Genomic DNA, 12,428 nt, shown 5'->3' with positions numbered 1-12,428 from the left:
AAAGGCTGTATTGAAAAGAATGGTTTAGAAATGCTAGGAAACAGCAATGGGCGCGGTTGTTATGGGAAGCCGAATCGTAAACGTGGTACCGTTACCCTCAGCCGATTCTACTTCGATTTTGCCACCGTGGCCTTTGGTAATGATGTCATAGGCCAACGACAACCCTAAACCAGTGCCTTGACCTGTGGGCTTGGTGGTAAAAAAGGGTTGAAAAATTTTGGCTTTGACTTTGTCACTCATCCCCGCGCCGTTGTCTTTGACTTTGATAATGAGCTGGTTGTCGCTTTTTTCGGTGAGCACACTTACCTTAGGTTTGAAAGATGGGCTAGAAGCCCGCGTTACATTGACGGCATAAAAGGCATTGTTGATAAGGTTAAGCAGGACACGTCCAACGTCTTGAGAAACTACGCTGATTCGGGGAAGGTCAGGTTCGGTAATGAGCTCAAATTCAGCGTTAAAGCTTTTGTCTTTGGCCCGCATTCCGTGGTAAGAAAGGCGGAGGTATTCGTCGCACAAGGCATTGATGTCGGTGAGTTGGCGTTCACCTGTACCCATCCTCGAATGCTCCAGCATTCCTTTGACGATACTGCTGGCACGTTTGCCGTGGTGGACAATCTTTTGAAGGTTTTGCTGTAAATCTTCCGCAATGGCTTTTACTTCCTCGGTATCGCCGCGCTCAAGCTCTTCTTTCATTTCGTCGATTAATTCGGTCGATACTTCTGAAAAATTATTGACAAAATTCAACGGATTCTGAATCTCGTGGGCAATGCCCGCCGTTAATTCTCCCAATGAAGCCAATTTTTCTGACTGCACCAATTGTGCTTGCGCGGCTTTGAGACTTAGCAATGACTTTTTGAGCTCCGACGTACGCGTGGCTACTTGTTTTTCGAGTAACTCATTTTGGGTACTCAAGAGGTGCTGTTTTTCTTGTTCTTGGGCTAAGTTACGCGCTGATAGTTCTTCGATTTCGGTGATTTTTTTGAGCAATGAGCGGTGTGTTCGGGTGTATTCTTTTACCAACGACAAAGAAAGTCCAACGGGAATACTCAATACAAATATGAGGGCTAAAATGCCTAAAACGACCAAGAAATATTCGCTAGTAGATTGAACTGAGTCAATGTTGTAAGCCAACATCCCAAAAAGAATGGAGACCACAAAGAATACCACGATACAAACCGCCATCGCAATGAGGGTATTGACGGGCACTTTGGCGTTGGGGTGGCGTCGGCGGTCGGCAAGGATACTGACCCGAATAAAATCAACAAATAGTAAAACGAAGAAAGGCCAAGTTTGAGTCTCAAAAGGGAGCGTGATGTCAAAAATCGTGGATGTCAAGGCCAATACCATGAGTCCTGCTTGCAGGTAAAAGAAATACTTGAAGGGCTGGTCGAGGTAGAGATACAGCGAGACATTGATGAGAAGAAGGCCAAGGTAAAGTGTAATCAGCGTGATTAACTCATTGATTTCGTGCCCACTAATGGTGGTAATATGGTCGTCGAGAAAGTCGGCGAAGAACGAAATACCAAAGAATAACAACGTAAATCCCAGCGATAAGCTAACCTTTTGCTGGCGATTGGTTGAATAAAAAAGAAAGTGTAATAAGCTGAAAATAAAGAAAACGCCAATGCAAAATGCCAGCGCTCGACTCATTTCTAGGTCATCCCGATAAAAGGAACCTCCCCAGCGGTTAATGTCATGTAGCCTGATTTTGAAAAGCTCTTGGCCCGTGCCTGGAAAATAAAAATTGCGCTTCGTAAACGAGTAGCGAATGGCTAAAACGTGCTGTAACGTGTCTGGAAGCGTGATGGGCAGCAATTCGGCAAGTACCTTGGTTTTTTCTACGGCAGGGTCGGTGCTGACGACCCCAATCTTGTGGAGTAATTTTCCGTCGAAGTAAATTTCCGAGGCACCCATTTGCTCAATGCTTAGGAACAACGTCTTTTTAGTAAGGCTCGAATCAACGCGAAGCGGTTTGCGAAACCAGCCAATCTGGGCTTCGCGCAGTTCGGGAAAATGGCTGATATTTTTGTACAAAACGGGCGAATCGCGCCACGTTGAGTCATTGAACGACGGAGCCGCCCACTCAGCATTGTCGCCTTCTTTCCATTTCCAAAATTTAGACAGAGAGGTACCGTCAGCAGAAATGCTTTTGATAGGGGCGCGGCTTTGAGACCACGCCTGACAACCGAATAAAATGAAAAGAAAAACTTTAAATAAATGCTTCATAAAAAATGAGGTTAGGAAGGATTGGGTAAAGTAATGATAAACGTCGTTCCTTCTCCTTCAATGCTGTCGAGTTCAATGGTTCCTCCGTGGCCTTTGGTGACAATGTCGTAGGCCAAACTTAGCCCCAAACCCGTGCCTTGTCCTGTGGGTTTGGTGGTAAAAAAGGGTTGAAAAATTTTGGATTTGAGTTCTTCTGGAATACCTGTTCCGTTGTCTTCTACTTTGATGATAATTCCTTGCTCGGTGGTTTGGGTATGTATCGAAACCGCGGGGGAATAGTCCTTGATTGCTAGTTTTGTTTTGGCTTGTACTGCGTAAAAAGCGTTGTTAATGAGGTTGAGTAATACCCGCCCAAAATCCTGCGGAATGACATGTACTTTTGGCAAAGATTCATCAAGAAAGGTATTCATTTTGGCATTAAACGATTTGTCTTTGGCGCGCAATCCGTGGTAACTCAAGCGTAAATATTCTTCGGCGAGGGTGTTGAGATTGATGGGCTCTTTCTTGCCCGTGCTCGCCCGCGAATGCTGGAGCATCCCCGTGACAATGCTCGATGCACGTTTTCCGTGGTAATTTATTTTTTCTAAGTTTTGGAAAATATCGTCCAAAATCTCGTTCTCAAGTTCTTCGTCGCGCTCTTCTTTGGTACGTTCCGATTTGAGCTCGTCGAGTAGTTCTACCGATACTTCCGAAAAGTTATTGACAAAGTTAAGCGGGTTCTGTATTTCGTGGGCGATACCCGCCGTGAGTTCGCCCAAACTCGCCAGTTTTTCCGACTGGATTAGTTGTTGTTGGGTGGCTTTTAGGTGTGTTAGCGATTGGGTGAGGGCAGATGTTCGTTCGACTACTTGTTTTTCAAGCAAGTCGTTTTGTTGAGAGAGAATGCGTTGTTTTTCCAGCGATAACTCTTCTACCTCTTTTAGTTTTGATTGTAGTTCTTTTTCGGTGGTTGAAATACTACGCGCAATCAACATGGAAAGCGTCAGCGGAGTACACGCATAAAAAGCGGTCATTAGGAAATTGGCCCAGTTTTGCACCGATCCAACCTGAACCGTCCCCGAAATAATGAGCAGGCGAGCGCACAAAAAAACAATCATTAAGACAAAAGAAAGAATCAGAGAACGGGAGTCGCGCTGGTTGGATTTACGGGCAAGTACAACTTTTCGGACGACTTCTATCAATAGACCAAGGATACTTCCATAATAGATGTATTGGGTAAACGGAGCGTTGGGGGCAAGAAGGCTTACAGAAGTAACACTTAGAAAAACTACAACTAATACCTTGAAAAACCAAGAAATTGGCTGCTGTAAGTAGCTGATAATGGTGTAGCAAAGGATGACTATATAAAGGGAAATAAAAAGACTGTAGGCAAAAGTGAGTAGTGAGGCGGTAAAAGGATGGCTGGTGCCAAATAAACCATCGCCTGTCACAAAATGCAAGGTGGCAAACAAAAGACACAAGGCAAAGGTGCGGTTGTAGCTTTTGGTTGTATTGTAAAGATAAAGGATAAAATGTAAAACCGCCATCACTAGAAACAATCCTGCCAATGACCAATTATACCAAGCGACGTATCGGCCCGATTGAAAGGCTTTCTCAAAACGCCCCGTTGGGTCAATCAGTGTACATTCAAACAGCGCCTTTTTTGAAGGAAATAACTGTTGAAAAAACGTTGGACTACTGGTGTACGAATGACGAACGGTGAGGGTATAAGTCCCTGCTTTGGGAAAAACAAGGTAGGAAATACTGCCCAAGGCCGTCGAAGATGTGATTTCGGAGGCGGGGTCTTCGCTCACTTTCCCAAGCTGACGAATGCGCTTCCCATTCAGATAAACTTCGGCCGCACCCGTCTGACGGGTAAGGATGGCAAGCGGGTGCTGACACAAGCTTGAATCTATTGTTAGGATAATCCGCAACCAACTGACTTTTGAGGAGGCAAAGGCAGGGTTTTCCGAAAAAGGCAAAGACACGTCAATCGGTTTCCAAACGGTATCTTTTGCGTTTTCTGGCCGCCAACTCCATCCTTTATCAAAGGGTACGCCATTTGCTGGCAGAGAGTCCACTTGGAGGGGCGGAAGTTGCGCATTGACGAGGGTGGCAGCGAAGAAAATAAAAAGGAATAAAAAGTGCTTCATCAATGAGTGGGTAAAGTAATGGTAAAGGTCGTTCCTGCTCCTTCGACGCTATCGAGTTCGATGGTGCCTCCGTGGCTTTTGGTGACGATGTCGTAGGCCAAACTTAGCCCCAGACCCGTGCCTTGCCCTGTGGGTTTGGTGGTAAAAAAGGGTTGAAAAATTTTGGATTTGAGTTCATCGGGAATACCCGTTCCGTTGTCGCCTACTTTAATAATGATTCCTTGATCGGTGTTTTGGGTACTAACCGTCACGGTAGGCATATAGTTTTCGGGTTGGCTGATGCTTCGGGCTTGTACGGCGTAAAAAGCGTTGTTGATAAGGTTGAGCAATACCCGTCCAAAATCCTGCGGAATGACGTTGACTTTGGGCAAAGACTCATCAAAAAATGTATTCATTTTGGCATTAAATGACTTGTCTTTGGCGCGTAATCCGTGGTAGCTTAGGCGTAAATATTCGTCGGCGAGGGCGTTGAGGTTGACGGGTTCTTTTTTGCCCGTACTTGCTCGCGAGTGTTGTAGCATCCCCGTAACGATGCTAGACGCGCGCTTTCCGTGGTGGTTTATTTTTTCAAGGTTTTGGAAAATATCATCCAAAATCTCTTCTTCCAATCCTTCGTCGCGTTCGTCTTTAGGCCTGGCGCGTTCGGTCTTGAGTTCGTCGAGCAGCTCTACCGATACTTCCGAGAAGTTGTTGACAAAGTTGAGTGGGTTCTGAATCTCGTGGGCGATGCCCGCCGTGAGTTCGCCCAAACTCGCCAGTTTTTCCGACTGGATCAGTTGCTCTTGGGTGGCTTTTAAGTGTTCGAGGGCTTGTTGAAGTTCTTCTTTTTGTTTGGTGATTTCGGCGGTACGTTCGGCTACCTGGTATTCCAAATCCAATTTTTTGGCCTCCAGTATTCGGTTGTTTTCTTCTTCTTGGACAAGTTTCTGTTGTTGCTTTTTAAATTCTCGTTGCTGGTTGCGGGCAATAACGGCAAGTACAAAACTGAGGACAAAAACAATGGATTTGGCCGTTTGGAAGAAGGCGTCGTAGTTTTCGTAGAAGCGAGGTGTCCAGTATTCGGCTAGGTTGTCGATAAGAAAAACCACCCCCAACGGTACAATCATCCAAAACAACAGGCGCGCGTTGGGGACTTCTTCTTTTAAAAGATAAGCAGGAATTGCTACCAAAATGAGAAGCCCGAAAAAAACGGGGGGAGCGATTTTTTCGCTGTCGGTAATAACATCTACCAACAAAAAGCCGAAGGCCGTAAAACGCCCGATTCTGATGCGTTGGTGCCAGTCGGGCAGCCTCTCGGCTGTTTGTAAAAACTTTTGAACAAAAGGTAGCAAAAAGAAGGCTACCAGAAAGGGAAGTATAAAGCTCATAACCGTGACCGAACGAGGTTTTGTTAGGAATAAGTTATATCAAAGGTCGTAATAAGTTGTTTTTTGTCCAATATCTGTATTTTTGTCCAATATTGCTTACTCGCTATGTCTTTTTACCCACTATACCGTTCGTTAGGCATCAGGGCTGAAGAAGTCCGAACCGTCGGACTGTTTTTCTTGCACCACTTTTTTTTGGGCTTTGGTACGATGCTTATTTACGTCTCGGCCAACGTCATTCTCCTTGAAAATCACCCAGAAACGAGTCTTCCGCTGGCCTACATGGCTTCGGCGGTGGGGATGATGCTAGTAGGGAAAATCTATAGCTATTTTGAACACCACTTGTTACTCGATCGTCTGGTGATTCGGGTACTTGGGGCGGTGCTGGTGCTGACGGCCGTCATTTTGGCGTTGGTTTATTTTGGGCATTCGGTGGCGGCATCGGTTGCCATCATGGTGGGTTTTAGAGCGATTTATTTATTAACAAATCTTGAATTTTGGGGCGTCTCGGCCGTTGTATTTGATGTTCGCCAAAGCAAACGGTTGTTTGGGGTGATTAGCGCGGGCGATATGCCAGCCAAAGCCCTTGGGGGGATTTTGGCGGTCTTGATTCACGGCCATACCGAACTACTGGTGCTGATTTTATTGGCATTCGGGTTCTTTTGGGCGGCTATGTACACCGCCGTGCAAACGTTTCGGTCGCATAAAGTCGCCACCGAACACGGCCATGCTCCCGTGCGTCGTACCCACATGCCCCGCCTGATTGCACAGTTGTTTGGAGGAAGTGAGTTGATTTTTGCCATGTGTCTGAGCCTGACTGCGGTAGCGATCATGGCAACGGGGGTAGAATACGCTTTTTTTATCAACGTAAAATACAAACTTCATAGCCAAGCCGACGTGATGAAATACCTCGGTATTGTGTTGGCACTCACGTATTTATTGGCAACGTTTGTAAAACTGATTGTCTCGCGCCAAACGGTCGAATACTTTGGCATCAACCGAATGTTGGCATTGCTTCCCGTAGGAGGATTGTTGGTGTCGATGGCCTTGGGCGTGATTTTCTTCACGGAGGCCGACGTGTCGGTGCAATTGGTGGCTTATTGCTTTGTTTATTTAGGCTTTGAGGTTGTGCGTCGGGCCTTGTTTGATCCCGTTTTTTTGGTGCTTTTTCAACCGCTTTCTACCCACCAACGCCTGCGCGGACATACCCTCGCCAAAGGTTTTTATGAGCCGTTAGGACTAGGAATCGGGGGATTGATGCTGTACTTGAGCCATCATTTATGGCAAGGAGGTGACTGGTTTTTGGTGGAAGAAATTGTGATTGGGGCGTTGTTTGCCTTGTGGTTTTTGAGGAGAACATACCGTCAATACGTGCTTACGTTGCAAGAGGCGTTGAGTAAACGTTTTATGGCGGCCGAAGATTTGGCTGTCCCCGATGAGGCCGTTCATGCGGTGTTGAAAAACTTACAAAGTGACAAACCCAAAGAGGTCATCAATGCGATTGAATGGTTGGTGGCCAATCGCCCCAAAAGTGTGTCATCAGATCGCCTGTATCGGTACGTGACGGAGTTGGTTGGACATTCCAATGAACGTATTCGGGTAAAAGCCCTTGACATTGCCGACCAGCTTAAAGTAAAGCTCAAACCAGCACAGCTTCGAATGATGATTTTGCACGACTCGGAAGTCAGTGTACGGGAGAAAGCGGCATTTGTATTGAGTAAAGAGTCCGAATCGGCAGCGGTAGAGTTTTTGTACCACGACGATTTATTGGTTAGAAAAGGGGCATTGCTTGGGTTATTGACCACCCATCCCGAACAAACACAAGGGCAGACGGCGCTCAAAGCGATGCTGCAAAGTGAGCAGGTAAAAAGTCAGTTGGCTGCCCTCGACATTGTAAAAGAATTGGGCTTGTTAACCCACAGTAAACTGATAGGTAACGCACTAAAACAGTCTGACCCCGCAGTGGTTATGGCAGCCATTGAGACCGCAGGAAGGTTGAAAGAGCCAGCGCTGACCGAACAAGTGGCGGGATTATTACATGAAAAAATATACTGGCGGCAAGCCGCACGCAGCTTGGCCCAATTGGAAGCTATACCCGTACTAGCTGCTTTAGAAACCTCCGCGAACTCTCTAACTGTGACCCAGCGGGTGATAGCCACTGCGGGACAGATGCAGTCGGAAGAAGCCCATGCTTTGTTGGTAGAAATGGTACAGCGCCCCGACGTGACGGTTCGAACGTCGGCTTTGCAGGCGTTGCGGAATTATCCAAATGCGCGAGGTAAGAGTGCAGTTTTTGAACAATTGCTGAAAGAAGAGTTTTTGTTGGCACAACGTTTATTGCACGCTACCAATGAAACAGACCTCGGCAATGACCTGAAAAATAGCCTTAACTACGAGCAAGAAGTGCTTATTCAGCGAATTTTTGGGTTGCTTATGCAACAATATGACCAAGAGGCGATTCTGAGCACGCAGGCGAGTTTGTTGCATAGCTCGCGCGAACGCCGCGCCAATTCATTGGAATTACTTCAAAATGTGGTGCCTCGTCAGGTATATGCGAGCTTACACGCGCTGCTCGACAACGTTGCCGATGCCGATAAAATTCGGTTGATGGATGCTCAATTGGGGGCATCGACAGCTACTGGATCAATCAAAGACTATATTTTACAGCAAGGAACGCGTTATTTTACCGATTGGACTATCCGATTGGCTTTGCGTGGAATCCCGCTCGAAACCCTATTTCAATACCCCGATTTACGAGTTATGAGTCATTCTTCTGCCACCGCTACGGTTTCGATTACGGAACGGGTTATGGTTCTAAAAAACACCGAACTTTTTGCTGAAACCCCCGAAAACGTCTTGAGTAGCATTGCGCCCATCATGCGCGAAGTGAGCTACCACGAAGGTCAAACGATTTTTGACAAGGGCGATTTGGGAACGAGTATGTTTGTGATTTATGACGGCGAAGTGGGTATCTATGATGGCAAGGTCCAACTGGCAACCTTTGGTCGGGGAGATGTTTTTGGAGAATTAGCCCTGCTTGATACAGAACCTCGCTCGGCAGGTGTAGTTGCACTATCGGATGTTCAATTGTTCCGCATCGACCAAGGTGATTTTTACGATTTGATGGACGAGCGTGGGGAAGTACTTCGAAATATCATTAAGATACTTTGCCAACGGATCCGTACCCAGAATACCAAATTGCGCCAACTTTCGACGAAATAAATCTCACTTTTCTACACTTCCAGCTCAAACTGAAACGAAGCCAGTACTGTTCCATTCACTTGAATATCAATTTGATGGATTCCTGCGTATAGTTGCCGCGTAGTCATGTTGGGTCGAAAAACGTGGCGCTTCGACAGCATTTGGGGAGCGCTAGGGGAGAGCACAAGGGTTTGTAACTTAAAGACTTTTTTGCTGGTCATCAACCCTTGCTTGTTCTGAAAATACAGGATATAGTCCACCGCAGCGGTTTTGGTTTCGGTGCTGCTTAGGTCAAATGAAAAAGAAAGTGCATCGCCTACTTTTGCGCGTGTATCAAACTTCAATTTACTGAGATGAATATTGGCACTGTTGCCAAAACCCAATAGACGAAGCGCTTCGGGGTGGCCCATTTTTACCAAAGTACGTAATGAATGTTTAGTGATAAAGCTCATTTCTGTTTCCGACTGTCGGCCTGAGGCTTGCCAATTTTTTAGTGTTTCCAGTACCAATTCAGGCTGAAGTTTAGCAATATCATTGAGATGATTGGCCACACTGCGCGTCACAAAACGGGTGTTGTCGGCGTAAAGTTGGTGGAGAATTGGCAGGGCGTCGCTGGCCGAAGTATGAATTTTTTGTGCCCAAGGGAGCTTGGGGCGGCTTCCTTCGCTGCACAGCCGCCGAACGTGGTAGTTGCTATCGTTAGCCCATTGAAGCAACGTAGCCATCGTTTCTTCGGGAAACGTATTGATAAAGAACCGAATGGAGTATTCGGCTGAGAACCGTTTCGTGATTTCTTTGATGGCTTCCAATGAAAAAGCAAGGTGTTCGCGGGAACAGCCGTAGTTGGCTACAAAGTCGCTAAACGGGGCGTAGATAAAATCCCCAAAATCGTTGTCAGTGAGCTCCTCGTTCAAAGGGGCGGGAAGCGCTTGCAATAAGACGGTAGTAGCTTCTTGATAATCAGCAGGTAAAAAGCGGCGAAGGCATTGGCGAATGTGGGCGATCCGCTCTTTTAACTCTAGCTGTGGGAAAGCCTTAACGACCTCTTTTTGGAACTTTTCTTGCTCAAAAGCAGGATATACGTTGGCGATAGAACGGGCTAAAAATGCCACCTTCGGGGGATTAAAAAGGTGGTCTTTGAGGGGAAATTTTTCTTCCATGAGTAATTTATTTTTGCAAGGCTGTTGACCCTACAAAGATACAAAAAAACGCCATCCTGCGGGAGTCTCCTTAGGGTGGCGTTTTGCTAATAATAGAGCTAAAGGGTAGTTAACGTCTCAATAGCTTAAAGCCAACCTCGCGGCCTTGGCCTTTAAACATGGCAAGGTTAATCCAGAAAAACGCAAACTGTTCCATGAGTTGGAATTTATCATTTCCACCCACGTCATAACAAGCGCCAAAGCCTGCATCGAGAGCGAGCTGATTGGCGATTGTTTTGCCCTTTTCAGAATCTCCCGCCACAAAAGCATCAATGGCGAGTTCTCCGTAGTGCGGGTCAAGCATGTTGTTAAAACCTGTGGTATTAAAACATTTCACTACGTCGGTAGTGGCGGTATTGGCCAAAATGGCATCTGAGGTGTTGTTGAAGCCCACAGGCCCGCGTCCCATCACGATGTTCATGGTATCGATGATGACTTTGCCCGTGGTATCGCCCAAGGATTCAGCTACCTCTACGGCTAGGGGGGCAGGAGTGGCCAGCACGATGACGTCGCATTGCTGAACGGCGCTTTCGATACTAGTAAAACGGTCTTCGCCGATTTTGGTGGCGAGCTTGATTGACTTGTCGCTCAACGGGAATTTGGCACCCATCAAGACGGTATGGCCCGCGCCGATAAACTTTTGAGCCAATGCCCCGCCAACATTGCCCGAACCAATGATTGCTATTTTCATGGATTTTAAGGATTATTTAGACGTAAATTTTGAGATAATAATGCCGACGACGGCTACCATATAAAACTGCCCCACCACTCCCCAAAAAGCGGCTAAGAGCCTGGCATTGTCAGCTTTAGGAGTGATGTCGCCGTACCCTATGGTGGTGAGTGTAATGCTGCTAAAGTAAACGACCTGATGGTACTTTTGAGGAATGGTGGTTCCTTGAAGGTTTTGGAAGGCATCAGGGAGGTGGAAGTCGATGAGGAGGAAGCTAAACGTAGCGACCACAATAATCAACAAAAAACCACTCAGAGAGCCCATGATGATGCTTTCGGTTACTTCATTTTTACTAATAATTTGCCTGATGACTTCCGTAAAAATGATGCTGTAAAAAAGCAGGTAAGACCATAAAGCAACTTGGGTCAGCACCGAATTGACAAAAATGGTTTGGGCCGCTATGGGTACAGCGACTACGGAAACTATCAGGATATTTTTTGCCCACTTCATCAGTAAATTTTGGTCGTGAAATAGGCCAAACGACCCTATCCCCAGCAAAAGCATGTTGGTCGGCCAAACGTAGTTTGCATAGAGTGGGTCGGAGAAAATTACTATTTTGTCAAAAATAGCAAGGGTCAAAATGATGAGTAAAAACTCAAACCTGTAGTTCAGTAAGTGTTTTTTCATTAGTATAAAAATCCATTTTCTGACTCAATTTTAGGAGGTAAGTTACGTTCTTCTAGCATTTCTTTCAAGTCTCGCTCAATCGTATTACAAATAGAGGTCATCGGAACATCCGTAATTCGATTTTCAAACGGGTCTTCGTTGACCTCACCTACCTTGCCCATTACCCCAAATACGAACGAAACGAGGATACTCACTGGAATCATTAGCGCTGGAATGCCCATTTTGTTGAAATCACCTATCAAAGAAAACGGAAGAATGGCCATAAATACCACCATGAATAATTTGGTAAAAAAGTGGTATTGGCGCAAAAGAGGCGTGTTTTTAATGCGTTCGCAAGCCCCTTGGAAATTGTTGAAGCCTGCCAGCGTAGGTTCGAGACTAATGTTGTCAAAAGCCCCCAAAAGCTCCGAGCGCATTCCCTCTTTGATACGAATGCCCTGATTTTGAAGTAAATAATTGGGTTTGTTTGACTTGGTGGCAAGGGCTTCTATTTCTTTTGGAGAAAGTAAGGATGAAAGCTCTTCCCAGCTAGTTTGCCGACGAAGATGTAAACGCAGCGCATGGGCAAAGGCTATCTGACGGTAAATCAATTCTTTTTTGTAGTCATCCGCTAAAGCCTGAGATGCTTTACCAATAGCCACGGCGTTGTCGGCATTGGCGATGATTTGGCGCGCAAAAATGCGGCTATTGTTGATAATATTTCCCCAAATCGTACGGGCTTCCCACCAGCGGCTGTAGGAATTGTTGTTACGAAAAGCCAGAAAAATGGCCAAGGCACTTCCTAAAATAGCCGCGACGGAAAAGGGTAAAACTACTTTTTCGAGCTGTTGGTTGTGGTACAAAAAATAAACAGCGACAGAAAGACCTGCCGAAGCAAGTAATTCGGTACGCATGTAACGAGCAACGGCAACGGGGTTAAAAACTTTGCGAAGAATCATGGGGATATAAC

At 46.1% G+C, this 12,428-nt stretch carries 8 protein-coding genes; 1 reads left to right on the top strand and 7 read right to left on the bottom strand.

What is annotated here, in order from left to right; all coding sequences use genetic code 11:
* Positions 1–33 precede the first annotated feature (33 nt).
* From AC23P2_RS22840 to AC23P2_RS22830, 3 genes are read right to left on the bottom strand one after another with little or no spacing between them, the layout of a single operon-like run.
* On the bottom strand, positions 34–2,226 hold the full coding sequence (locus tag AC23P2_RS22840) for an ATP-binding protein (RefSeq protein WP_487775351.1): 2,193 nt from the start codon (positions 2,224–2,226) through the stop codon (positions 34–36).
* Between the two features lie 11 nt (positions 2,227–2,237).
* Complete coding sequence (locus tag AC23P2_RS22835; RefSeq protein ID WP_487775350.1) at positions 2,238–4,358, bottom strand: ATP-binding protein; 2,121 nt, start codon at positions 4,356–4,358, stop codon at positions 2,238–2,240.
* Positions 4,358–5,725, bottom strand: coding sequence for an ATP-binding protein (locus tag AC23P2_RS22830; protein ID WP_487775349.1), 1,368 nt, complete (start codon positions 5,723–5,725; stop codon positions 4,358–4,360). Before AC23P2_RS22830 ends, AC23P2_RS22835 begins: the two co-directional genes overlap by 1 nt.
* A 105-nt stretch (positions 5,726–5,830) precedes the next feature.
* Here AC23P2_RS22830 and AC23P2_RS22825 point away from each other — a divergent pair, with 105 nt between their 5' ends.
* Positions 5,831–8,944, top strand: coding sequence for a cyclic nucleotide-binding domain-containing protein (locus AC23P2_RS22825; protein WP_487775348.1), 3,114 nt, complete (start codon positions 5,831–5,833; stop codon positions 8,942–8,944).
* An 11-nt stretch (positions 8,945–8,955) separates the two neighbouring features.
* Here the strand turns inward: AC23P2_RS22825 and AC23P2_RS22820 are convergent, their stop codons facing one another.
* From AC23P2_RS22820 to AC23P2_RS22805, 4 genes are all read right to left on the bottom strand, one after another.
* Positions 8,956–10,083, bottom strand: coding sequence for a DNA alkylation repair protein (locus AC23P2_RS22820; RefSeq protein WP_487775347.1), 1,128 nt, complete (start codon positions 10,081–10,083; stop codon positions 8,956–8,958).
* 109 nt (positions 10,084–10,192) lie between these two features.
* Entirely contained in the window at positions 10,193–10,813 is a 621-nt protein-coding gene (locus AC23P2_RS22815; protein WP_487775346.1) for an NADPH-dependent F420 reductase, read from the bottom strand.
* Between the two features lie 12 nt (positions 10,814–10,825).
* Positions 10,826–11,479 carry a potassium channel family protein gene (locus tag AC23P2_RS22810; protein ID WP_487775345.1) on the bottom strand — a complete coding sequence of 218 codons (654 nt, stop codon included), beginning with the start codon at positions 11,477–11,479 and terminating at the stop codon, positions 10,826–10,828.
* Positions 11,479–12,417 (bottom strand): bestrophin family protein, encoded by a 939-nt coding sequence (locus AC23P2_RS22805; protein WP_487775344.1) that lies wholly within the window; start codon positions 12,415–12,417, stop codon positions 11,479–11,481. Before AC23P2_RS22805 ends, AC23P2_RS22810 begins: the two co-directional genes overlap by 1 nt.
* Positions 12,418–12,428 lie beyond the last annotated feature (11 nt).

This window comes from Runella sp. R0.1_18, from assembly GCF_057652155.1.
This window is presented reverse-complemented; position numbering and strand designations above follow the sequence as displayed.

Excerpts from the sequence above, each read along its gene's own strand:
- AC23P2_RS22840 (WP_487775351.1), bottom strand. The coding sequence starts at position 2,226 with ATGAAGCATTTATTTAAAGTTTTTCTTTTCATTTTATTCGGTTGTCAG.
- AC23P2_RS22835 (WP_487775350.1), bottom strand. The coding sequence starts at position 4,358 with ATGAAGCACTTTTTATTCCTTTTTATTTTCTTCGCTGCCACCCTCGTC.
- AC23P2_RS22830 (WP_487775349.1), bottom strand. The coding sequence starts at position 5,725 with ATGAGCTTTATACTTCCCTTTCTGGTAGCCTTCTTTTTGCTACCTTTT.
- AC23P2_RS22810 (WP_487775345.1), bottom strand. The coding sequence starts at position 11,479 with ATGAAAAAACACTTACTGAACTACAGGTTTGAGTTTTTACTCATCATT.
- AC23P2_RS22815 (WP_487775346.1), bottom strand. The coding sequence starts at position 10,813 with ATGAAAATAGCAATCATTGGTTCGGGCAATGTTGGCGGGGCATTGGCT.
- AC23P2_RS22820 (WP_487775347.1), bottom strand. The coding sequence starts at position 10,083 with ATGGAAGAAAAATTTCCCCTCAAAGACCACCTTTTTAATCCCCCGAAG.
- AC23P2_RS22805 (WP_487775344.1), bottom strand. The coding sequence starts at position 12,417 with ATGATTCTTCGCAAAGTTTTTAACCCCGTTGCCGTTGCTCGTTACATG.
- AC23P2_RS22825 (WP_487775348.1), top strand. The coding sequence starts at position 5,831 with ATGTCTTTTTACCCACTATACCGTTCGTTAGGCATCAGGGCTGAAGAA.